This window comes from Arthrobacter sp. SAFR-044, assembly GCF_051965175.1.
Taxonomy (GTDB): Bacteria; Actinomycetota; Actinomycetes; order Actinomycetales; family Micrococcaceae; genus Arthrobacter.
This window is the reverse complement of record NZ_JBQCMK010000010.1, coordinates 71569-94405: the sequence shown is the minus strand read 5'-3', so window position 1 is coordinate 94405 and position 22837 is coordinate 71569. Positions and strand designations below refer to the sequence as shown.

Genomic DNA, 22837 nt, shown 5'->3' with positions numbered 1-22837 from the left:
CCCGCTACTTACCGAAGATAAAGTTAGGATCAATAAGCCAATGTATGCCGTGGCGGGAATGTATTCCCCCTGCGGCATATATCCCAGCGACATTGCATTGCATCCGGATGCGGCAAGCAAGGAGAACGGTATGGGCACTCATCTGCCTTCCACCGAGTTCGACGGAACAGCGGTAGACGACCAGCGGGAAGCCGATGCTGAAGCCGTCATGGGCGAGCCCGCGGCCCAGATGGTGCAGCTGCTCGGTCCCGACGGGAAGCTCGGTACTGATCCGGTCTTCAGTGGCTACGCGGACAAGCTCACCCCGGAAGACCTCCGCGGCCTCTACGCCGACATGGCGGCGATCAGGCGGTTCGATGTCGAAGCCACCGCCCTCCAGCGCCAGGGCCAACTGGCGCTCTGGGTACCGTTGACGGGGCAGGAAGCAGCGCAGATCGGTTCCGGCAGGGCCAGCCAGCCGCAGGACTATATCTTCCCTACCTACCGGGAACACGGCGTGGCCCTTACCCGGAATGTGGACCTGGCAGAGCTCCTGCGCCAGTTCCGCGGTGTCTCCAATGGGGGCTGGAACCCCAAGGACACCAACTTCCACCTGTACACCCTGGTCCTGGCCGCACAGACCCTCCACGCAGTGGGCTACGCAATGGGGATCCAGCGCGACCAGAAACTCGCTGCCGCCTCGGATGCAAAGGCCAAGCAGCCGGACGCCGCAGTCATCGCCTACTTCGGTGACGGCGCCAGCTCGGAAGGCGATGTCCATGAATCAATGGTGTTCGCCTCCTCCTACAAGGCCCCTGTGGTGTTCTTCTGCCAGAACAACCACTGGGCCATCTCCGTGCCCACCAACGTCCAGACCCGCGTTCCGCTGTCCAACCGCGCCAAGGGCTACGGGTTCCCGGGCATCCGGGTGGACGGGAATGACGTGATCGCCGTGCACGCCGTCACCGAATGGGCGCTGGAGCATGCCCGCCAAGGCAACGGACCGGTCCTCATCGAAGCCTTCACCTACCGGGTGGGGGCGCACACCACGGCCGACGACCCCACCAAGTACCGGCTATCGGCGGAGGAAGACGCATGGCGTGCCAAGGACCCGCTGGCACGGCTGGAGAAGTACCTGCGTGCCGAGGGCCTTGCAGACGACGCCTACTTCGCCAAGGTCAAGGCCGACGGCGACGAGCTGGCCGCGTACGTCCGGCGAACCGCCCATGACCTTGAAAACCCGGATATCCGGCAGGCCTTCGCCAACGTCTACAGGGAGGCCCACCCGCTGGTGGCCGAGGAACTGGCGTGGTTCGAGGAATACAGTGCAGGATTCGCCGGCGATGAAGAGTCCGCCGGGCAGGCAGCAAAGGCAGGCCACTGATGACCACCATGACCATCGCGAAGGCCATCAACGAGGGGCTTCGCGCCACCCTGGCCGCCAACCCCAAAACGCTGCTGATGGGCGAGGACATCGGGCCCCTAGGCGGCGTCTACCGGGTCACGGACGGGCTGATCGGCGAATTCGGCCCGGACCGTGTTGTGGACACCCCGCTGGCCGAGTCCGGAATCATCGGCACCGCCATCGGCCTTGCCCTGCGCGGGTACAGCCCGGTCTGCGAGATCCAGTTCGACGGATTCGTCTTCCCCGGCTTCAACCAGATCACCACCCAGCTCGCCAAAATCCATTCCCGCAGCAACGGCAACCTCAGCGTGCCCGTGGTCATCCGGATTCCGTACGGCGGGGGCATCGGCTCCATTGAACACCACTCCGAATCCCCGGAAGCACTGTTCGCCCACACGGCAGGGCTGCGCATCATCACCCCGTCCAATCCCCATGACGCCTACTGGATGATCCAGCAGGCCGTTGAATGCCAGGACCCGGTGATCGTTTTCGAACCGAAGCGCCGTTATTGGCTCAAGGGCGATGTTGATGTCGATGCGCCCGGGCCGTCCGAGGATCCATTCAAAGCCCACGTGCTCCGCGAAGGTACGGATGCCACCATCGTTGCCTACGGACCCTTGGTGCCCGTGGCGCTGGCGGCCGCCAACGCAGCAGAGGAGGACGGGAGGAGCGTCGAGGTCATTGACCTCCGTTCCATCTCCCCGGTCGACTTCGACACCGTCACCGCCTCGGTCCAAAAGACGGGCCGGCTGATCGTGACGCACGAAGCCCCTACGTTCGGCGGAATCGGCGGCGAGATCGCAGCCCGGATCAGCGAGCGGGCGTTCCACTCCCTCGAGGCGCCCGTGATCCGCGTGGGCGGGTTCCACATGCCCTACCCCGTTGCCAAGGTGGAGGAAGACTACCTTCCGGACATCGACCGCATCCTGGAGGCGCTGGACCGCGCCCTCTCCTACTGAGGACACCATGACCCTGAACAAGTTCAACCTGCCCGACGTCGGCGAGGGCCTTACCGAGGCGGAAATCGTCTCCTGGAAGGTTAAGCCGGGCGACACCGTGGCCATCAATGACGTGATCTGCGAGATCGAAACGGCAAAGTCGATCGTGGAACTGCCCTCCCCCTTTGCCGGGACCGTCACCGAACTGCTGGTGGCGGAAGGGGTGACTGTCGACGTCGGGACCGCCATTATCAGTGTCAGCGACGAAGTTGCCGGCGACCCCACTCCAGCTGATGTCCGCGCGCCCCAGGCCGTCTCCGCCACTGATATTCCCGCCGCTGAATTTCCCGCCCAGCCGCTTTACGGCAAGCTGTCCGCAGATGCGGGGGACGCGGGGAGTGCCGGTACCCCGTCCGCCGCTCCCCTGGTGGGTTCCGGACCGAAGGCCGACGCCGTCAAGCGCCGGCCCCGGAAGACCGCACCGTCCGCCGCCGTGACCGTCAACGCCCCCGAAGTTGAACCTGTCCAGCCGCGCACGCCCGGCGAGGTTTCCGGGAACGAAGCTGCCGTCGTCGACGCCCGGCCAACCCTTGGCGGCACCATCACGGGCCTGGTCAACCGGGTGCTGGCCAAGCCCCCGGTCCGCAAGATTGCCCGTGACCTGGGCATCGACCTCGCTGACGTCGTTGCCACCGGTTCCCGCGGCGAGGTCACGCGCGAGGACCTGGTGAGCTACCAGTCGCAGCGCGACGCCGAACTGGACAAGGCGGACGGCTTCTGGGGCAAGGCCGGGAGGCCGCAGGAACAGCGGGTGGAGAGCATTCCCGTCAAGGGCGTCCGCAAGGCCACGGCAAAGGCGATGGTGGAATCGGCGTTCGCGGCACCGCACGTCAGCATCTTCGTGGATGTCGACGCCAGCCGCACCATGGAATTCGTCAAGCGGCTCAAAGCCTCCCGGGACTTCGAGGGCATCAAGGTGTCGCCGCTGCTCATCCTGGCCAAGGCCGTCATCTGGGCCGCCGCAAGGAACCCCAGCGTTAACGCTGCCTGGGTGGATAACGAGGATGGCAGCGCCGAGATCCAGGTCAAGCACTTCATGAACCTGGGCATTGCCGCGGCCACTCCGCGCGGCCTCATGGTGCCCAACATCAAAAACGCACAGGACCTGTCGCTGAAGGAGTTGGCCCTCGCGCTGAATGACCTGGCCACCACGGCCAGGGCCGGGAAGACGCAGCCGGCCCAGATGCAGGGCGGCACGCTCACCGTCACCAACATCGGCGCCCTGGGCATCGACACCGGCACGCCCATCATCAATCCGGGCGAGGTGGCCATCGTTGCCTTCGGCACCATCAAGCAGAAGCCCTGGGTCCTGGACGGCGAGGTGATTCCCCGTTGGATCACCACCCTCGGGGGATCCTTCGACCACCGCGTGGTGGATGGTGATCTGTCTGCCCGCTTCATGGCCGACGTCGCGGCCATCCTGGAAGAGCCCGCGCTCCTCCTGGACTAGGCCGTGACAATAACCAGCGGCTCAATCCGAATAAAGAACCGCACGGCCAAGTGGCTGACGGAGGTCTTCCAGCCTCCGGTGGTGGTGTCCCTGCAGCTGTTGATAAGCCCCCTGGCCCAGGCGGGGTTCCCGGGGACCATCGGCTACGGTGCGCTGGCGGCCCTCTTCGTGTGCGTGCTGCCGCTGGTTGTGCTGCTGGTCCTGGTCCGGCTGGGGAAGGTCACGGACCACCATGTGAGCGACCGGAAGCAGCGGGCGCCAGTCCTGCTGATGGCGCTGGGCTGCATCGCTGTGGGGCTGCTGGTGCTCAAAGCCGTGGATGCGCCGCTGAGTGTCGTTGCCATGGTCCTGGCAGTGGTGGGCGGGGTGGCGGTGTTGGCGGCCGTCAGTCCGTTCTGGAAGATGAGCGGCCACGCAGCAGCCGTGTCCTGTGCCGCCGTCGTATCCGTGCTGATGCTTGGCGCCGCCTGGGCTCCGCTGCTGGTCCTGATCCCAGCGGTCAGCTGGTCCCGGGTGGTCCTCAGGGCCCACTCCCTGGCCCAGGTGGTGGCCGGATCGCTCTTCGGCGGCCTGGTCATGGCCGGAATCTGGTGGCTGCTGCAGGGCTGGCTGGTGGCCTGAACGTCCAGTCGGGCCCCGGGGGAAGCCGGCCTAGTAAGGGGCGTAGGCGGTGAAAGCCTCGAGCATGGCCGGATCAGCGGTGGTTCCCACGACAACCGCGGCGGCTGCCATCAGGCCGCCCATGAGCGCGGTCATGCCGGCCCAGGCGCCCAGGAACTTCCAGTCCTCGCGGAGGACGCTGCGGACGGTCTGGGGGAGCTGGAGCCCCGGTGTGATGAGGTTCGGTGCACTGTCCAGGCTGCCGTCATCAAGGAGCGCAACCACCCTGTCGTTGCTGCGGTCCACCCGCATGGAGCTGATGTGGTTGCCGTGGCGGGCCAGGAGGATGTCGTGGCCAACAAGCTGGCGGCGCTGCATGGTGATCAAGGGGAGCCCTTCGCTGGGGGTGGATTCGTGAGTGTCCACGCCTTTGGGGGCCCACCAATTTTATCGTTGCGCCGGCAGCTGAAACGGTGATATGGCGGTGAGAACGGACACCCCCCGCAGCGATCTCCGCCACCACGGGGGGTGTCCTGCGTTACCCGGGCAGTGACCCCGCCTTAGTCGGCGTCGTAGGTATTGGCGATGTACACGTCGCACGGGGCGTTGTGGGCCACGCTGTTGGCCACGCTGCCAAGTACCCGGCCGATGCCGTGCATGCGCCTGTTTCCCACCACGATGACGCGTGCGTCCATCCGGACTGCTTCCTTGATCAGGGCGTCGGCGGGCCGCCCGCGGGCTGCGGAATACGTGACCGTGACGTCGCGGCCCAGCGACTCCGCCACCGTCCTTGCCACCTGCTCCGCGGCGTCGGCATCGGACACGATCCACCGGTCGCTGCCGCTGCCGAACACCTCGGTCCGGTCGCTGTCGAAGGCCGAAACGACGTGCAGCGATGCGCCGAGTCCTGCCGCCAGGTTTTTGGCCGATTCCGCCGCCCGCTTCGCGGTCTCGCTGCCGTCAACCCCTACAACGATGATTCCACCCATATGCATGCTCCTTTGCTCGGTTTTCGGCGTTCGTGTGGCTTACGCTACAGCGCAGCCATGGCTTCCTGCAGCACCGGCGCCAATCGGCGCACCCCCTCGGCGATGGCGTCGGGGGGAACGGCGCTGAAGGCGAGCCGCAGCTTGTTGGACGGCTCGTCCGACGGCGTGAAGGCGGCGCCGGGAATAAACACGACGCCGGCATCGATCGCCTTGTGCAGCAGCGGGTAGGTGTCAACGCCTTCGGGCAGGGTCACCCAGACGAAGAAGCCGCCCTGCGGGCTGGTCCAGGTGGTTCCTGCCGGCATGTATTCCTTGAGCGCTGCCAGCATGGCTCGGCAGCGTTCGGCGTACAGCCCGCGGTAGGTTTCGATCTGGCCTTTCCAGTCGTAGTCGCGCAGGTAGGCGGAGACCAGCATCTGGTTCAGGGCCGGCGGGCAGAGCGTGACCGATTCTGCGGCGAGGTAGTACCGGCGCTGCAGGTGTTCCGGCACCAGGGCCCAACCGATGCGGAGGCCGGGGGCGAAGATCTTGGAAAAGGAGCCGAGGTAGATGACATCGTCCGGATTGGCCGCACGCAGGGGAGGCAAGGGTTCACCTTCGAAGCGCAGCAATCCGTAGGGGTTGTCCTCGAGGACCAGAATATTCGCCCTGCGGCATATGTCTACTACCTGCTGCCGGCGTTCCTTGGCCAACGTAATGCCGGAAGGGTTGTTGAAGTTGGGGATGGTGTAGAGGAACTTAATGCTCTTGCCGGCGAGCTGTAGCGCCGCTATCCGCGCCTCCAGCAGCTCCGGGACCAGGCCGTACTGGTCCATTTCCACGGTCTCCACCTGGACCTGGTAGGCCTCGAAAGTGTTTAGCGCTCCCACGTAGGTGGGGTCCTCCACCAGGACCACGTCGCCCGGATTGCAGAAGAGTTTGGTGGCCACGTCCTGCGCTGACTGGGAGCCGGCGGTAATTACCACGTTCTCCGCCCGGGCATCCAGGATGCCCTCGGCGGCCATGACGTCGCAGATCTGCGCCCGCAGCTCCGGGGTTCCCTGCCCGGCGCCGTACTGAAGGGCCGTGAGTCCATCTTCGGCAATTATTTTCGCTGCCGTCCCTGCCAGGCGGTCGAGGGGAAGCGACTGGAGGTACGGGCTTCCTCCTGCCAGGGAAACCAGTCCTGGCCGCATCGAGATATCGAAAACGTCCCGGACGGCCGACTGGCGGATATTCGCCGCACGCTCGGAAAACAATTCCTCGTGGCGGTGGGCCGATGCGGCCGCGCGCTCGATGGCATCGATGGCTTCGGCGGGCAGGGTTCCGGCCGAAGCGTCAAGTGTTTCGTGGGTCACAAAGTCAGGATACAGGCCGTTGTTGCTTGCAAAGCAACATCTGTTTATTGATGTCCGGCCGTTCGCGGTGCTACTTCAGCTTGAGGTAATCCGCCAGGGTTTCGCCGTTGATGTAGATGTCTGCCCTGATGGCACCAACTGCTTCGAGGGCGGTCTGGGTGAGTTGGGCCTCGATGCGGGGCAGGTCGCACGTTCCGCCCTGGTTGAGGGTCCCTGACAGGTAGACGGTGACGGTGGTGCCGTCGAAGCTGCCGGAGAGGAACGTCAGCCGGGATGCGCCAAGCGCGTTGTAGGTGTTCCCGTGGTGTTGCCCGTCGTCCAGCAGTGCGGTGATCGCCGCCTTGAGCCTGGCGTCGCCGGCGCCTCCCGGCCGGACGGAGCCGACCAGGCTGTCATTGCAGCCGAAACGGACGCCGTGCCTTCCGCCGTCGTCCACCAGCACGAAGTATGCCGTCACCGGAGCAACGCCGGGCCCGGCGCTGCTGTCGGGGTCGGGAGAGGCCTGGGGTTTGTCGGTCATCCTGCCTGCCTTTGCCGTCTCCCCGGCGGGAGGAGTGCCCGGCATCGTTGCCGGCAGGAGGGCCAGCGGGGGTGCGCTGGATCCGGCACCGACTCCCGTCGCGGGCGGGGAGGTCGCTTCGGGAGCCGGGAAGCTGCAGCCGGAGAGGAGCAGCGCCACGCAGCCCGCGGCGAGGGCGCCGGGCCCGTACGGGCTCCATCTCTTAGCCATGCGGCACCGCAATCCGATCGGGTAGGTCCAGGGGATTAACGCTACGGCGGCCCCTCCCGGCGGAGATGTCTGCGCGGTACCGGTTGGGACAAGAGTTGGTTACGACGGCGGGTGGACGCAGCAGCGCCCGGCACGCAGGGTGCGTGCCGGGCGCTGTGCCGTTGGTAGTGCAGTGCCGTTGGTAGTTACGCTGCCGGAGCCGCTGCGGCAAGGGCGTCGAAGACGCCCTTGATCTGCTCGACAACCTCGGCGTCATCCTTGGGGTGGACTTCAGCGAAGCGGACCATGGACCCGGGGACGGCGAGCTTGACGTCTTCCAGGATCTGCGCACCGGCGATGCCTGCGGCCTTGCGGGCCTCATCCTGGGCCCAGACGCCGCCGTACTGGCCAAACGCGGTACCGACGACGGCGGTGGGCTTGCCTGCCAGGGCGCCGGCACCGAAGGGGCGGGACAGCCAGTCGATGGCGTTCTTCAGGGCGGCGGGAACGGTGCCGTTGTGTTCGGGGGTGACCAGCAGGACGGTATCGGCCTCTTCGGCTGCGGCGCGCAGGGCTGCGGCAGCGGCAGGGACCTGGCCCTCGACGTCGATGTCCTCGTTGTAGAAGGGAATGTTGCCCAGGCTCTCGTGGATCACCACGTCCACCTGCTCCGGCGCGTTGAGCTGGATGGCTTCCGCCAGCTTCTGGTTGGTGGACTCGGCGCGGAGGCTGCCGACAAGGGTAAGTACTGTGCTCTTGGTCATGGGAACTCCTGGCTAGGGGAGCGGCGGGGGCCGCAATCGGTCAAACGTCAGGCTCTGGAGCCTTCATCAGACTAAACGGACCGTGGTCCGGTTCTATTCCCCGTGGCTACACTGTCTGTGTGAGTTCCATCCCAGTGCGGCCGGGAATGACCCCGGTAACGGCCGCGGAACGCAGCGACGCTGCCCGGAACCGGGAACGCCTCCTGCGGGCTGCCCGGGAACTGATCGAGCAGGGCGGGGCCGCGGCTCTCACCATGGACCGGTTGGCGGAGCAGGCAGGCGTGGGGAAGGGCACCGTCTTCCGCCGCTTTGGCAGCCGGGCCGGCTTGATGCTGACCCTGCTGAACGACTCCGAGGCCGCGTTCCAGGCCCGCTTCCTGTTCGGGCCGCCGCCCCTGGGGCCGGGCGACCCGCCGCTGGACCGGCTCATCGCCTTCGGCACCGAGCGGATCGCCTACGTGGTGGAATACGGGGACCTGGTGCTTGCGGCCGGAAATGCTTCGCGGGGAAGGTTCGAAGTTCCGGCTGCCGCACTCTGGGACCGGCACGTCGAGATACTGCTGCGCGAAGGCGGATTCGACTCGCCGGAGCCGTGGCTGATGGCCGGATCCCTCAATGCCACGCTTGACCCGGAACGGCTCCTGCACCTCATCCGTGACCATGGCGTCACGAGTGAGCGGCTGGCAACCTCATGGAGCGACCTTGTGACACGCCTTGTCACGGGCGCGTAGGTTACGCGCTGGCATACTCCTGCGTCCAGTCAAGCGGGCTTCACAGAACTATTCATAACGATCTGATACGGCGCGTCCTGTTTCAGTGGATTCCCGCGCTTTTCGGCTTGGGGCTTGTGATAGTTTCCTCTGGAATGTGACCCGCGACATAGTCCACCAGGACCTGCCCCCAAGGCTGCGGGAGGCCAGCTACCCGCTGGTGCAGGACCCGGTGAGGCGGCACAACCCGTGCTCGTCCGGGGAAGACGGAAGGATCCAGCAGCGCCCATGCTCAAGTACCTCGCCAAGCGCGGCATCACGTATGTGGTGATGATCTTCCTCACCACGTCCGCCGGCTACTTCCTGGCTGTCAGCTCGCTTAAGCCGGCGCTGCTGGAGCAGGAACGGATCCCGCGCCCCACCCCCGAGCAGGTGGCCAACTCAATGCGGCTGAAGGGCCTGGACCCGGACCTCAGCCCGTGGGAGCGCTACGTTGACTGGCTCACGGGCATCGTCACCCGCTGGGACTGGGGCCGCAGCCCCAACGGCGCCTACATCAACGCCGAGTTCGGGGACCGCGTCTGGATCTCCACCCGGCTCTTCCTGGCTTCCATCATCCTGACCCTGGTCATCGGCGTCGCGCTCGGCGTCTATTCAGCAGCACGCCAGTACAAGTTCCAGGATCGTGTCATCACGTCCTACAGCTACCTCGCCTACATCGTGCCGGCGCCCATCGCCTACTTCCTGGTGCAGCTGGGAGCCATCAACGTCAACGAATCAGTGGGCGACCGGATCTTCTTCGTCACCGGCATCTCCACCCCCGGCATTGCGCCGGGCTGGGCCCAGTTCGTGGACATGCTGGCCCACTATGCAGTCCCCACGGTGGCCATCACGCTGGTGGGGTGGGGCGCGTACCAGATCGCCCAGCGGCAATACCTGCTGGACAACGTGAACGCCGACTTCGTCCGAACCGCACGCGCCAAGGGCCTGACCCGGAACCAGGCCATTGCCCGGCACGCATTGCGCGTTTCCTTTATTCCGGTGGCCCAGAGCATCGCCTTCACCATCCCGGCGATCTTCGCCGGCGGCTTCTTCGCCGAAAAGATCTTCGCCTGGCCAGGTGTGGGGTCGTGGAGTATCGATGCCATCTCGCTGCAGGACGTCAACGCCGCCACGGCCACGCTGGCCTACGGCTCCGTGATCTTCGCCCTGGGCGCCATCCTGGCTGACTTCGCCACCACACTTGTCGACCCGAGAGTGCGGGTGCAGTAGTTATGACCAACCTGAACGCAGTTGACCCGGCAGCAGTGGCACAGGACGCGCACCTGGAAAGCGCCGACGTCGTCATTGGCAAGACCACCATCATCTTCCGCCGCTTCCTGCGCAACAAGACGGCAGTGGCGGGCCTCGCCATCTTCCTGGCCCTGACCGCTTTCTCGTTCATCGGGGGGTTCTTCACCCAGTGGGACAAGGAAACCATCGACCCCTTCAACATCGGAATGCCGCCGTCGACCGACCACTACCTTGGCACATCGCAGGCAGGAATCGACCTGTACGCCATGACCGTTGAGGGCACCAGGATCTCCATCCTGATCGGCCTGGTGGTAGGCCTGGTATCGGTCCTGATCGCCGCGGTCTACGGCTGCACCATGGCCTACTTCGGCGGCAAGGTGGACAAGGTCATGCTGTTCGTCCTGGAGGCGCTGATCATGATGCCGGCGCTCCTGGTGGTAGCTGTGGCCACCAGCGGCGGCGGTGCCGGCCTGAAACGCGACCTTCCCTCGTGGCTTCTCCTCATCATCGTCCTGCTGGTGTTCAGCTGGATGGGCACCGCCCGCCTGATCCGCTCCATGTCGATGTCGCTCATGCAGCGTGACTTCGTCAAGGCGGCCCAGTACATGGGTGTCCCGCCGCGCCGGATCGTTTGGCGGCACCTGGTGCCGAACATCGGCTCGCTGCTGATCCTGGACATCACCCGCGGCGTCACCGCCGCCATCCTGGCCGAGGTCGCCTTCTCCTTCATCGGCATCGGCATCAAGGTCCCCGACGTCAGCCTCGGCGTGCTGATCGGCCAGGCAACCTCCCAGGTGCAGACCTTCCCCTGGATGTTCTGGGTGCCGCTCACCGTGATGTTCCTGCTGACCGGCTCCCTGGCCATGATGAACGACGGCTTGCGCGACGCCTTCGACCCCAGCTCCAGTTCCACCGGAAAAGCCAAGAAGTCCAAAGCCCGGAACACCACCGCGGAAAAGAAGGCGGCATGAGCAGCGAAACCACCACCGGAGCCACGGACCCATCACGTCCAACCGTGGAGCGCCTGCACGTGGCAGGGCTGCAGGTCCCGGGTGACGCGGTGCTGTCCGTCCGCGACCTGAACGTCCGATTCAACACGGAGAACGGCGCGGTCCACGCCGTCAGGGGTGTCGACTTCGACCTGATGCCGGGCAAAACGCTGGGCATCGTGGGCGAATCGGGTTCCGGCAAGTCAGTCACTTCCCTGGCCATCATGGGATTGCTTCCGCCCACGGCGCAGGTATCCGGGTCGGTCCGGCTTAAGGGCCGGGAGCTGCTGGGTCTCAGCGACAAGGACATGTGCAAGTACCGCGGCAACGACCTCGCCATGGTCTTCCAGGATCCCCTGTCTTCCCTCACGCCCGTGTTCACCGTGGGAACGCAGATCGTCGAGGCGCTGACCATCCACCACCCCACTATGAGCAGGGCAGCCAAGGAAGCCCGCGCCGTCGAACTTCTGGCCATGGTGGGAATTCCCAGCCCCAAGGAACGCCTGAAGGCGTTTCCCCATGAGTTCTCCGGCGGCATGCGCCAGCGCGTCATGATTGCCATCGCCATCGCCAACAACCCCCGCGTCCTCATTGCTGACGAGCCCACGACGGCCCTGGATGTCACCATCCAGGCCCAGGTCCTCGAGGTGCTCCATACGGCACAGGAGGAGACCGGCGCCGCCGTCGTCATGATCACGCACGACCTTGGCGTGGTGGCCGGGATGGCAGACGACATCATGGTCATGTACGCCGGCAAGCCGGTGGAAACCGGCGCCGTAGATGACATCTACTACAACCCGCGGATGCCCTACACCTTGGGCCTGCTGGGCGCCGTGCCCCGCGTGGATGTGGCGGAGAAATCCTCGCTTGTTCCCATCGAGGGCATGCCGCCCAACCTGCTGCACACCCCCACCGGCTGCTCCTTCGCCCCGCGCTGCCCCCTGTCCTCGGACGCGTGCCTGGATGGCGAGCCCGCGCTGGCACCCGTTCCCGGCGGGGCGCTGCACCGGGCGGCCTGCATCAAATCAGACGCTTTGGGCGGAGACGTGGACGTCCACGACGTGTTCGCCGCCCCGCCGGTCCCGGTGTCCCGCTTCGACGCGGTTCCCCGGGCCGAGCGGTCCACGGTGCTGCAGCTCAAGGATGTGCGGAAGCACTTCCCGCTGACCAGGGGCGCCCTGATCAAGCGCAGGACCGGCACCGTCAAGGCCGTGGACGGCGTGAGCTTCGACATCCGCGAAGGCGAATGCTTCTCGATCGTGGGCGAGTCGGGGTCGGGAAAGACCACCACCTTGCTGGAAATCATGGAGTTCCATCCGGACCAGGACGGCGAGGTGGTGATCGGCGGCCTCAGCAACAAGCAGGCGGCCGACGCCAAGACCAAAGGCAAGATGCGCCGCGAACTCCAAATGGTGTTCCAGGACCCCACGGGCGCCCTGGATCCGCGGTTCACGGTCTACGAAGTCCTTGCCGAACCGCTGCAGAACGCGGGCATGGACCGTTCCGCCATCAAGAAGCGGATCATGGAACTGATGCGGCTCGTGGGCCTTCAGCCGGACCACGTCAACCGCTTCCCCAACCAGTTCTCGGGCGGCCAGCGGCAGCGGATCGGGATTGCCCGCGCACTGGCAGTGAACCCCAAGCTGGTGGTCCTGGACGAGCCCGTCTCAGCCCTCGACGTGTCGGTCCAGGCCGGGGTCATCAACCTCCTGGACCACCTGCGCGCCGAACTCGGCCTGAGCTACCTCCTGGTGGCGCACGATCTGTCCGTGGTGCGCCACATCTCCAACCGCGTGGCGGTCATGTACCTCGGGAAGATTGTGGAGATCGGGGCGGTGGACCGGGTGTTCGACAACCCCCGCCACCCGTACACCCGTGCGCTCCTCTCGGCCATCCCCGTGCCGGACCCCCAGCTGGAACGCACCCGCGAACGCATCATCCTCCAAGGGGACCTGCCCTCGCCCCTGCAGGCGCCCAAAGGCTGCAACTTCGCCACCCGTTGCCCTGTCTTCGCCGCGCTGCCGCCGGCCAAGCAGGAGAAGTGCCTCACGCTGGAACCGCCCCTGGAAACGGCGTCCTCCGCCACGGACCAGCAGTTCGCCTGTTTCTTTCCGGACGGGGAACTGGACGAGGACATGCTGGTGGTCCACGAACCGGCGGACCACCATGCGCCCTAAGACTTCTCGACCCCAAAGCACCACCACTCGCATCACAATGAAGGGAAAACCATGAGGAAACTGAACAGGATCGGCGGAGCTGCAGCCGTTGCTGCAGCCCTGGCGCTGACGGCCTGCGGCGGTGGCGGTGCCAGCGGCCCCGAAACAGCCAAGGGACAGGAATCCGGAAGTGACCTGTCCAAGCTGATCAGCATCAACGAGAAGCCGGCAGCCGATCTTCAGCAGGGCGGCAAGGTCACCCTTCCGCTGGGCAACATCGGCCCCGACTTCAACGGGTTCTCCAACAACGGCAACAGCGCTGACAACTCCGCCCTGCAGATCCCCATGAATCCGGTCGCCATGAACAGCGGCGGCATCGGCGGCTGCTGGAAGGTCGACTTCAAGGGCAAGGTCACGCCCAACACAGACTTCTGTGAATCAGTGGACAGCGAAGTCAAGGACGGCAAGCAGACCATCACCATCAAGGTGAACCCCAAGGCCACCTACAACGACGGCACGCCCATCGACGTCAAGGCCTTCAAGAACACCTGGAACATCCTCAAGAGCCCGGACGCCGGCTACGACATCGTCAGCTCGGGCGCCTACGAGTTCGTTGACTCCGTCGAGGCAGGCAGCAGCGACAAGGAAGTCATCGTCAAGACCAGCCGCCCGGTCTTCCCAGTGGATTCGCTCTTCTTCGGCCTCATCCACCCTGCTGTCAACACCCCGGAGATCTTCAACGAGGGCTTTAACGGCAACCTGCACCCGGAGTGGATGGCAGGTCCCTTCAAGCTTGACCAGTACGACACCGCCGCCAAGACGGTAACCATGGTTCCGAACGACAAGTGGTGGGGCCAGAAGCCGGTCCTTGCCAACGTGACGTTCCGCCAGCTGGAAACCAGCGCACAGATCGCCGCCTTCAAGAACGGCGAGATCGACGCCATGTCCGCCAACACCATCTCCCTCTACAAGCAGCTGGACGGCACCAAGAACTCCGACATCCGCCGCGGCCAGCGCCTCTTCGCCGGCGGCATGAACCTGAACGCCCAGCGCATCACCGACGTCAACGTCCGCAAGGCCATCTTCGCCGCCGTGGACCGCGAAGCCCTGCGCAAGGTCCGCTTCAACGGGCTTAACTGGGAAGAACCCAGCTCCGGATCGATGATGCTGCTGCCGTTCTCCGAGTACTACCAGGACAACTACCCGGTTAAGGAAACAGGCCCGGACGCCGCCAAGAAGGTCCTCACCGATGCCGGCTACGCGCCGAACGCCAATGGCATCATGGAAAAGGATGGCAAGCCCGCTGCCTTCAAGATCAGCAACTTCGGTGACGATCCCACCACCCTCGCCTTCACCCAGACCCTGCAGAAGCAGCTTCAGGCCGGCGGCATGGACGTGGGCATCGACCAGCGTGCCTCCGCCGATTTCGGCAAGGTTCTCGGTTCCCGCGAGTTCGACATGAGCGTTTCCGGCTACACGGTAGGCGCGGACGCCACGGACGCCGTCAAGCAGTACTACGACTCCAAGACCAACGAGAACAAGCTGGGCGACGCCGAGCTGGACAAGAAGATCGCGGACCTCGCCTCGATCGAAGACAACGCGGCGCGCAACAAGGCTGCCATGGACGTGGAAAAGGAACACATGGCGAAGTACTTCTCCATGGGCGTGGTCATGAACGGACCGCAGATCTCCTTCGTCCGCACCGGCCTGGCCAACTACGGGCCGTCCCTCTTCCAGAGCACCTCGCAGGTGCCGGACTGGACCACGATCGGCTGGGAAAAGAAGTAACCACCCGCCGCCTGATCGAGAAGACGGCACCCCTGGTGGACTGCTCAGTTCACCAGGGGTGCCGGCTTCTTTTAAGTACGCGGGACCGGGGGTAGCGTTGCTTCCATGACCGGAACTGAAGGCGACCCCCGCGCCATCCGCACTGCCGTCGTCGGCTACGGGCTTGCCGGCAGCGTCTTCCACGCGCCGCTGCTGGCAGCCAACACCAGTTACTCGCTGGACGTCATTGCAACGTCCGACGCCGGGCGGCAGGCGGCTGCCTCATCACGGCTTCCGGGCGTGGAGGTGGTGCGCGACGGCGCCGCCGTCCTTGAGCAGGCAGTCCACCTTGACCTGGTGGTCCTGGCAACGCCGCCGCTGACGCACTACCCCCTGGCCAGGGCAGCCTTGGAGGCGGGGCTGGACGTCGTGGTGGACAAGCCGTTCGCGGTCACCAGCGTGCAGGGACAGGAGCTCCTCGACCTGGCCCGGCAACTGGGCCGGGTGCTGACCGTGTTCCACAACCGCCGGTGGGACGGGGACTTCCTCACCCTCCGCAAGCTGCTGGCGGCCCAGGCCCTGGGAAAGGTGACCCGCTTCGAGTCGCGGTTCGAGCGGTGGTCCCCGGCCATCGCCAAAGCCTGGAAGGCGCGGGCCACCGCTGCCGACGGCGGAGGCGTCCTGTTCGACCTCGGCAGCCACCTGATCGACCAGGCCCTGCAGCTGTTCGGCCCGGCCACCGTCCTCCACGCGGAGCTGCAGGCGCGGCGGTCCGATGAGCGGGCCGACGACGACGTTTTCCTGGTCCTGGGGCACCAGTCAGGAGTGATCAGCCACCTGGCCATGAACGTGCTGTGCGCCCAGCAGGGGCCCCGCTTCCGGGTGCTCGGCTCGATCGGCGGTTTCACCAAGAACGGCGTGGACCCGCAGGAGCCCTACATCGCGGCAGGTGGCAGCCCGCTGGACGGGGACTACGGCGTGGAGGCACCCGAGTGGGCCGGGCTCCTGGGCCGCGATGGCCACCTTGACCGGCTCCCTACCGAACGCGGGAACTACCCGGAGTTCTACCGCCTGCTGGCAGCCAGGATCCTCGACGGCGGTGCAGCCTCAAGCCTTCCCCTCCCGGTAAATCCGGAGGACGCGGTGGAGGTCCTGAAAATCATCGAGAGGGCGAGGGAACTGGGTTAAATGACTCATCGATTGCTCCGTAGATGTCGTTCTGAGCGTTCAAAACGACAAGTACGGAGCAATCGATGGGGAGGACTAGGCCGAAACCAGTTCTCGCCAGTCGGCGACGAGGGGCAGGCCGTGGGCCTCGGACACGGAGTGGTGTGCCACGTGGCCGGCGGCGATGTTCAGGCCGGCGGCGAGGGCGGGGTCGCGGTCAAAGGCGGCCTTGACGCCCAGGTTGGCCAGGGACACGGCGTACCGCAGGGTGACGTTGGTCAGCGCGTACGTGGAGGTGTTGGGCACGGCGCCGGGCATGTTGGCCACGCAGTAGAAGATGGTGTTGTGCACCTTGTACGTGGGTTCCTGGTGCGTGGTGGGGTGGGTGTCCTCGAAGCAGCCGCCCTGGTCCACGGCGATGTCCACCAGGACCGAGCCGGGCTTCATCCGGGCCACGAGCTCGTTGGTGACCAGCTTGGGAGCCTTGGCGCCGGGGATCAGGACGGAACCGATCACCAGGTCGGCGTCCACCACTGACTTTTCGATCTCGTACTTGTTGGAAGCAACGGTCTTCAGCCGGCCCTGGTACTGGGCGTCCAGTTCGCGCAGGCGGTTGATGTTGATGTCCAGGATGGTGACGTCGGCGCCCAGGCCCAGGGCCATGGCTGCGGCGTTGGTGCCGGCAACACCGGCGCCCAGGACAACCACCTTTGCGGGGCGGACGCCGGGCACGCCGCCCAGCAGGACGCCCTTGCCGCCGGCCGGGGCCATCAGCGAGGTTGCACCCACCTGCACGGACAGGCGGCCGGCAACTTCGGACATCGGTGCCAGCAGCGGCAGGTTGCGGCCGTCCTGCACGGTTTCGTAGGCAATGGCGGTGACGCCGGAGTTGATGAGCTCCTTGGTGAGCTCGGGCTCGGCGGCCAGGTGCAGGTAGGTGAAGAGGATCAGGCCCTTGCGGAAGCGGTGGTACTCAGACTTGATGGGTTCCTTGACCTTCATCACCATGTCGGCCCGGGCCCACACGTCATCGGCCTCGTTGACGATCTCGGCACCCGCGATCGAGTATTCCTCGTCGGTGATGCCCGATCCCATGCCGGCCCCGCGCTCCACCAGCACGGTGTGGCCGTGGGTGAGGAACTCGTGGACGCCGGCCGCGGTGATGGCCACGCGGAATTCGTTGTTCTTGATTTCTTTGGGGACGCCGATGATCATCGTCTGCTCCAGTTTTTGGGGGCCGGTAGGCCGGAAAGGCGGAAGGATTCTCGTGTTTCAACGATAAATCCCGCTGTGAGCCACGCGACATGAACCGGCTCGCTGCCAGCGCACTGCAGCCGCGTGATTCCGCGGTTTTCCGTTCTCATACCTCGACACGTGTCGAGCCCTGAAGCGTCAAGTGTCGCCTCGTGTCCGTTCGTCCCCGGGGCCGCGGGGGCAGTACTGTTGGCCCATGCAGCAGCAGGATGTGGAACAGCTCGTGGAGCAGGTGGCGCAGAAGCTGGGCCGTGGCCTGTCCCTTGAGGACCTCGACGGCCTGCTGCTCGCCTACAGTTCCAACCAGTCCCACGCTGACCGCGTCCGGGTGAACTTCCTTTTGAGCAAGAAAGTCCCCGCGGACGTGAGCGCGTGGCAGCTCTCGCATGGCATCGCCACCGCCGTGCGGCCCGTTGTGGTTCCGGCCAATCCGGACCTGGGCATGCTGGGCAGGGTCTGTGTCCCGCTGATGGTGCGTGGCTTCCGGGTGGGCTACCTCTGGGTGCAGCAGGACTCGGCGGAGGAAAGCCCGACGGCAATCCTCACCCAGTTGCCGGCTGTCAACCATGAGCTTGAGCTGCTGTCCGGGCTCCTGCTCGACTCAAACACGGCCGAATCCGAATTCCGAAGGGGGCGTGAGCGGGAGTTCCTGGCCGCCTGTGCGGGAGAACCCAACGCGGTGGCCGCGGTGGCCGGCTGGAAGGAAGTCCAGGGCAGGGGGCCGTGGCAGATGGTCACGGTGCTGGACGCGGACGGCTGGGCCAGCGGCCCGGATCCCATCGCGTCAACCCTGATCCACCGGTCCACCGCGCTCCAGGCCACCGTGGGGGTGGACGCCGCACTGTTCAGCGCCGGCACGGAGACGCACTCGGTGGTGCTGTTCCGCGAATCGACCGGCCGGGCCAACCATGCCCAGGTCCTGGTGCATTACCAATTGGAGCTGGCCAAGCGCTCCGGGCGCCCCGTGCACCGGATCATCCTGGGGATCAGCGAAGGCTTCGCAAAGACCCGCCAGCTCTCCGAGGCGTACCGCCAGTCGCGGATGGCGGCCCAGGCGGCCGCGGTGGATCCGCAGTTAGGCGAGCTGGTGGACTGCAGGGCCACCGGCGTGTACCAGCTGCTCGCGTCCGCCGGGGGAGGGGTAGGGGCCTGGGCGGACTCCGGGTCGGTGTACTTCCGGATGCTGGAGGACCACGACCGCAACGGCGAGCTCATTCCAGTCCTGGAGCTGCTCTATGACAATGACGGCTCAGTGCAGGACGTGGCCACCAAGCTCCACCTCCACCGCAGCAGTATTTACAACAGGTTGGGGCGGATCCGGCAGTTGCTGGGGGTGGACCCGCTGAAGGGAATGCCCCGGTTGGAGCTGCATGCCGCCCTCAAGATGCGGCGGTGGGCGGCGCGGCCCAGGATTTGATGGCCGCCGCTACCTGGCGCGCGCGAAGGTGCTGGACCACGTGGCCTGCCCTGGGAACCTCCACGAAACTTCCCTGGGACACGGCCTGCGAGAGCATGAGCGACCACTCGGGGCCGGCCACCTGGTCATGGCTGCCGCGAAGGACCATGACGGGCGCGGTGATCCCGGCCAGGCGCAGCTCTGTGGGGTAGTCCATCATCACGGGCAGCTCGGTGAAGTACCAGCGCGGGCCGCAGCGGAGGTAGTCGGTGAACACAATCCAGTTGGAGGAGGGGCTTTCGCGGAGCATGGAGTCCAGGAACAGTGCCAGCGCCTGCCGGCGGACGGTGCGGTGCCGGGAGTCCACCACCGGTCCCATCAGCACCAGGCGCTGCGCCTGGCCGGGGGCATAGAGCGCCGTCTCGATCGCGAACTGCACCCCCATGGAATGCCCCACCAGGACGTAGGAATTGATGCCGCTGGCTTTCAGGGCCTGCGCGATGAAGGCGCCGTAGTCCTCGACGGACAGCTGCCGGCCGGGTTTGGGCGTGCCGGCGAAGCCCGGGAGGTCCAGCGAATAGGTGGGGGCGTCCGCAGCCAGTTTGAGGTGGAGCCGCCGAAGGTAGCGGTGGGAGACGCCGATGCCGTGGATGAGGACGTAGGCGGGGGTGGCGGAAGCCTCCGGGATTTCCCGTCCCGGCGCCGGCGTCCCGTCCGCCCACAGGATCCGGCCCTGCAGTCCATGGGCTTCCACATCGGCCGACTGGAGCAAGGGGTCCTTCCGGCGGCGCGGCCAAGCCACTCGGGTCCGCACTAGGCGCCCGTGCCGGCGTCGCCCCCGGCGTTCCTGTCATGCTTGCGCTTTTGTTCCGCAGGCTTTTGCTTCTCAAGCCACATCATGATGTCGGCCGTCCTGATCCGGCGGTGCGATCCGCGGTACTCCACCGGGATCTCGCCACGGTCCGTCATGTTGCGCAGGTAGGTGTGCGAGATGCCGGCAAGTTCGGCCGCCTGGGAGGTGGTGAGCATCTCCTCCACGCTGGTCACGGTCACGGTTTCGCCGCGGCCCAGCCTGGCGAGGAGATCCACGACGGCGTCCCTCGCCTGCCCGGGCAGCCGGTGGACCGTGCCGTCCACGAAGACGGTGATGTCGTTGCTGTCCTCGAGGGCGCGAATCAGCGCGCGGGCATCATCGGCGGGCAGGCCGGCCGTAACGCGGGGGGCTATCAGTGCCATGGACGTAGCCTATCCCGTGCGGCCGGCGTGCCCGCCGAGGCGTTAGAGCCCCAGTTCCTCCAGGACCGGCAGCTTCCCGCGGACCCAGGCGCGGGCTTCGGCGGCGCTCGGCGCGGACAGGGCCAGCTTGGCCAGCTCCTGCGCTTCGGACAGGGTCACCGTCTTCAGGACTGCGGCAACAGCGGCCAGCGAACGGGCCGTCATGGAAAGGGTGCTGACGCCAAGTCCGGTAAGGACGACGGCGAGGGCCGGGTCCGCGGCAGCCTCGCCACAAACACCCACGGGCTTGTTGTGGCCTTCCGCCCGGGATCCTTCAACCGTCAGGCCCACCAGGCGCAGGACCGCCGGCTGCCACGGCGTGTTCAGGTTGGCCAGCGGACCGAGCTGGCGGTCGGCGGCCATGGCGTACTGCGTGAGGTCGTTGGTGCCCAGGCTGGCGAAGCTGACTTCGCGGAGGATGGCCTCGGCGGTCAGGGCCGCGGAGGGCACCTCCACCATGACGCCCGGGGTCTTGATGCCGGCGTCGGCGCACATGGAGGCAAAGCGCGAGGCTTCCTCCGCCGTGGAGATCATGGGCGCCATGACCCAGACATCGGCCTCGGACTGCTGCTCGGCCAGGGCGATGGCTTCCAGCTGCCGGTCCAGGACGCCGGGGGTGGTGAAGTCGGTGCGGTAGCCGCGCACACCAAGCGCGGGGTTTGGCTCGGTGGAGTCCGTCAGGAAGGGCAGCGGCTTGTCGGCGCCGGCGTCGAGCGTGCGCAGGACCACCTTCTTGCCGGGGAAGGCATCAAACACGCTCTTGTAGGCCGCGGCCTGCTCCTCAACGGAAGGTTCGGTGTCCCGTTCCAGGAAGCAGAACTCGGTGCGGAACAGGCCAACGCCCTGGGCGCCCAGCTTGGCGGCCGCCTCGGCGTCCTTGCCGCCGCCCACGTTCGCGAGCAGCGGCACCTCGTGGCCGTCCGCCGTCGTGCCCGTGCCGGTGAACTCAGCCAGCAGCGATGCCGTGGCTGCCCAGGCTTCCGCCGTTGCGCGGAGAGTCTCGTCAGGTTCGGCGGTGATGCTGCCGGCAGCGCCGTCCACGTACACCTCGGTGCCATCCGGGAGTTCGTCGACGCCCACGGCGGCCACTACTGCGGGAAGTCCCAGGGACCGGGCGATGATCGCCGTGTGGGACTGGGGGCCGCCGCCTGCGGTGACGAGTGCCAGGACCTTGTTCGGGTCAAGGGTTGCGGTGTCCGCGGGAGCGAGGTCCTCTGCCACCAGGACAAACGGGGTGTTGGAGGCGGGGATGCCCGGCGCGGGCACGCCCCGCAGCGCGGCGACGATCCGGGCGCGGACGTCCAGGACGTCGGTGGCGCGTTCGGCCATGTAGCCGCCCAGGTTGTGCAGCATCTCGGACACGGACGAGCCGGATTCCCAGATGGCGCGTTCGGCAGAGACGCCCCGGGCCACCAGCTTGGCCGCCCCCTTGATCAGCATGGTGTCCTTGGCCATCAGTGCAGTGGCCTCCAGGACCGCCTTGCCGTCACCGATGGCATGCGCGGCGCGCTCCTTCAGTTCGTCGTGCACGGCCTGGGCGGCTGCCTTCAGGGCTGCGGTGGCTTCCTCGGCAGTGGTGTCGGTTGCCAGCTGTTCACCGGCAGGAGGCTCACTGATCGGTTTGGGCATCTGGCGGATGGTGCCGATGACGCGGCCTGGGCTGACGCCTACTCCTGGGAAGTTCTGCACTGAAGGTCCTCATTCTCTGCCGGTAGACAGGCCCGCCAAGTTCTCCGGCGCCGTGCCGGGTCCGCCGGAGGACTGCTACATCCAGGGGCAGGAAACGTGCCTGAAAAAATTGTATGTGATTCAGTTCATATAGCAACGCTATAGGTGCTAGGGTAGCGGTTATGAGTTTGGATGGCCAGCTTCCCCCCAAAATGCGACTGCTTCGTGCTGCCGCGGAACTGCTGGCCAATTCTGCGGGGGCTCCGGTCTCCACCCGCCAGATCACCCAGTTGGCGGCGGTTTCGGCTCCCACGCTGTACCACCACTTCGGTGACAAGGAAGGTCTGTTCGACGCCGTCGTCGCCGCAGGGTTTGAAGAATATGTCGCGGGCGAACGGGATTTCGCCCCGTCCGGACAGCCTCTTGAGGACATCCGGAGAATGTGGGACAACCACGTCCAGTTCGGACTGAAGCAGCCCGAGCTGTACCTGGTGATGTTCGGAAACATCCGCCCGGAAAGCCGGCCGGCCATCGTGGCCGACGCCGAGGCGCTCATGGAGGAGATGCTGAACAAGGCAGCGGCGGCGGGCCAGCTGAACGTCCAGCCCCGGGAAGCGGCCAGGTCCATCCTGGCAGCCAACGTGGGCGTGACGCTGATGCTGATTGCGGAGCCCGCCACCGAACGCAACCTCGAACTGTCCACCATGACCCGGGACGCCATGATCTTCGCGGTGTCCACCGAGCCCGCCAGCGGCCCGGCGCCGGGCGGCACCGGGAAGTCCTCGGTGGTGGTGGCAGCGATCGCCCTGAACGCCGCACTTCAGGCCTCGCACTCTGACCAGCTTTCCAGCTCGGAACTCAAGCTTTTCCTCGAATGGCTCCACCGGATCTCCACCAGCCCGGCAGGTTAGCCCCACAACCCCGCATTACC

Annotated in this window: 21 protein-coding genes; 12 read left to right on the top strand and 9 right to left on the bottom strand. The window is 66.2% G+C overall.

Annotation, left to right across the window (positions count from 1 at the left end; genetic code table 11):
* Window positions 1–130: 130 nt before the first annotated feature.
* The 4 genes from pdhA to ACTHQS_RS15870 are packed head-to-tail and all read left to right on the top strand — an operon-like array spanning window position 131 to window position 4453.
* Window positions 131–1363: a pyruvate dehydrogenase (acetyl-transferring) E1 component subunit alpha gene (gene pdhA / locus ACTHQS_RS15885; RefSeq protein ID WP_440170817.1), complete on the top strand. Its 1233-nt coding sequence runs from the start codon at window positions 131–133 to the stop codon at window positions 1361–1363.
* Entirely contained in the window at window positions 1363–2343 is a 981-nt protein-coding gene (locus ACTHQS_RS15880; protein ID WP_440170815.1) for an alpha-ketoacid dehydrogenase subunit beta, read from the top strand. The genes pdhA and ACTHQS_RS15880 overlap by 1 nt, the downstream gene beginning before the upstream one ends.
* Before the next feature lie 7 nt (window positions 2344–2350).
* Window positions 2351–3832: a dihydrolipoamide acetyltransferase family protein gene (locus tag ACTHQS_RS15875; RefSeq protein WP_440170813.1), complete on the top strand. Its 1482-nt coding sequence runs from the start codon at window positions 2351–2353 to the stop codon at window positions 3830–3832.
* A gap of 3 nt (window positions 3833–3835) precedes the next feature.
* Entirely contained in the window at window positions 3836–4453 is a 618-nt protein-coding gene (locus ACTHQS_RS15870; RefSeq protein WP_440170810.1) for a phosphatase PAP2 family protein, read from the top strand.
* 30 nt (window positions 4454–4483) lie between these two features.
* On the opposite strand, the gene ACTHQS_RS15865 is transcribed toward ACTHQS_RS15870, so the two are convergent.
* The 5 genes from ACTHQS_RS15865 to ACTHQS_RS15845 all read right to left on the bottom strand — a co-directional run bounded on the left by ACTHQS_RS15865 (window position 4484) and on the right by ACTHQS_RS15845 (window position 8231).
* Window positions 4484–4819 carry a hypothetical protein gene (locus ACTHQS_RS15865; RefSeq protein WP_440170996.1) on the bottom strand — a complete coding sequence of 112 codons (336 nt, stop codon included), beginning with the start codon at window positions 4817–4819 and terminating at the stop codon, window positions 4484–4486.
* Between the two features lie 173 nt (window positions 4820–4992).
* Window positions 4993–5421 (bottom strand): universal stress protein, encoded by a 429-nt coding sequence (locus ACTHQS_RS15860; protein ID WP_440170808.1) that lies wholly within the window; start codon window positions 5419–5421, stop codon window positions 4993–4995.
* Window positions 5422–5465: 44 nt separating this feature from the next.
* Complete coding sequence (locus ACTHQS_RS15855) at window positions 5466–6758, bottom strand: PLP-dependent aminotransferase family protein (protein ID WP_440170805.1); 1293 nt, start codon at window positions 6756–6758, stop codon at window positions 5466–5468.
* A gap of 70 nt (window positions 6759–6828) precedes the next feature.
* A complete protein-coding gene (locus ACTHQS_RS15850; protein WP_440170803.1) occupies window positions 6829–7488 on the bottom strand; it encodes a GerMN domain-containing protein in 660 nt (219 codons plus the stop codon).
* A gap of 185 nt (window positions 7489–7673) precedes the next feature.
* Entirely contained in the window at window positions 7674–8231 is a 558-nt protein-coding gene (locus ACTHQS_RS15845; RefSeq protein WP_440170800.1) for an NAD(P)H-dependent oxidoreductase, read from the bottom strand.
* Window positions 8232–8350: 119 nt separating this feature from the next.
* Here ACTHQS_RS15845 and ACTHQS_RS15840 point away from each other — a divergent pair, with 119 nt between their 5' ends.
* The 6 genes from ACTHQS_RS15840 to ACTHQS_RS15815 all read left to right on the top strand — a co-directional run bounded on the left by ACTHQS_RS15840 (window position 8351) and on the right by ACTHQS_RS15815 (window position 16334).
* On the top strand, window positions 8351–8962 hold the full coding sequence (locus tag ACTHQS_RS15840) for a TetR/AcrR family transcriptional regulator (protein ID WP_440170797.1): 612 nt from the start codon (window positions 8351–8353) through the stop codon (window positions 8960–8962).
* 267 nt (window positions 8963–9229) lie between these two features.
* On the top strand, window positions 9230–10213 hold the full coding sequence (locus ACTHQS_RS15835; protein WP_440170795.1) for an ABC transporter permease: 984 nt from the start codon (window positions 9230–9232) through the stop codon (window positions 10211–10213).
* 2 nt (window positions 10214–10215) lie between these two features.
* A complete protein-coding gene (locus tag ACTHQS_RS15830; protein WP_440170792.1) occupies window positions 10216–11205 on the top strand; it encodes an ABC transporter permease in 990 nt (329 codons plus the stop codon).
* Window positions 11202–13400 carry a dipeptide ABC transporter ATP-binding protein gene (locus ACTHQS_RS15825; RefSeq protein WP_440170790.1) on the top strand — a complete coding sequence of 733 codons (2199 nt, stop codon included), beginning with the start codon at window positions 11202–11204 and terminating at the stop codon, window positions 13398–13400. Before ACTHQS_RS15830 ends, ACTHQS_RS15825 begins: the two co-directional genes overlap by 4 nt.
* Before the next feature lie 51 nt (window positions 13401–13451).
* Entirely contained in the window at window positions 13452–15167 is a 1716-nt protein-coding gene (locus ACTHQS_RS15820) for an ABC transporter family substrate-binding protein (RefSeq protein ID WP_440170788.1), read from the top strand.
* Between the two features lie 105 nt (window positions 15168–15272).
* Window positions 15273–16334: a Gfo/Idh/MocA family protein gene (locus tag ACTHQS_RS15815; protein WP_440170786.1), complete on the top strand. Its 1062-nt coding sequence runs from the start codon at window positions 15273–15275 to the stop codon at window positions 16332–16334.
* A gap of 75 nt (window positions 16335–16409) precedes the next feature.
* On the opposite strand, the gene ald is transcribed toward ACTHQS_RS15815, so the two are convergent.
* Complete coding sequence (gene ald / locus ACTHQS_RS15810; RefSeq protein ID WP_440170783.1) at window positions 16410–17528, bottom strand: alanine dehydrogenase; 1119 nt, start codon at window positions 17526–17528, stop codon at window positions 16410–16412.
* Between the two features lie 235 nt (window positions 17529–17763).
* Here ald and ACTHQS_RS15805 point away from each other — a divergent pair, with 235 nt between their 5' ends.
* Window positions 17764–18984: a PucR family transcriptional regulator gene (locus ACTHQS_RS15805; protein ID WP_440170780.1), complete on the top strand. Its 1221-nt coding sequence runs from the start codon at window positions 17764–17766 to the stop codon at window positions 18982–18984.
* Here the strand turns inward: ACTHQS_RS15805 and ACTHQS_RS15800 are convergent.
* The 3 genes from ACTHQS_RS15800 to ptsP are packed head-to-tail and all read right to left on the bottom strand — an operon-like array spanning window position 18947 to window position 21927.
* Window positions 18947–19735, bottom strand: coding sequence for an alpha/beta fold hydrolase (locus tag ACTHQS_RS15800; protein ID WP_440170778.1), 789 nt, complete (start codon window positions 19733–19735; stop codon window positions 18947–18949). The genes ACTHQS_RS15805 and ACTHQS_RS15800 overlap by 38 nt on opposite strands.
* Window positions 19736–19776: 41 nt before the next feature.
* Window positions 19777–20199: a helix-turn-helix domain-containing protein gene (locus ACTHQS_RS15795; RefSeq protein WP_440170776.1), complete on the bottom strand. Its 423-nt coding sequence runs from the start codon at window positions 20197–20199 to the stop codon at window positions 19777–19779.
* A gap of 42 nt (window positions 20200–20241) precedes the next feature.
* A complete protein-coding gene (gene ptsP / locus ACTHQS_RS15790) occupies window positions 20242–21927 on the bottom strand; it encodes a phosphoenolpyruvate--protein phosphotransferase (RefSeq protein ID WP_440170773.1) in 1686 nt (561 codons plus the stop codon).
* 161 nt (window positions 21928–22088) lie between these two features.
* Between ptsP and ACTHQS_RS15785 the strand changes: the two genes are divergently transcribed.
* Entirely contained in the window at window positions 22089–22817 is a 729-nt protein-coding gene (locus ACTHQS_RS15785) for a TetR/AcrR family transcriptional regulator (RefSeq protein WP_440170771.1), read from the top strand.
* Window positions 22818–22837: the final 20 nt, after the last annotated feature.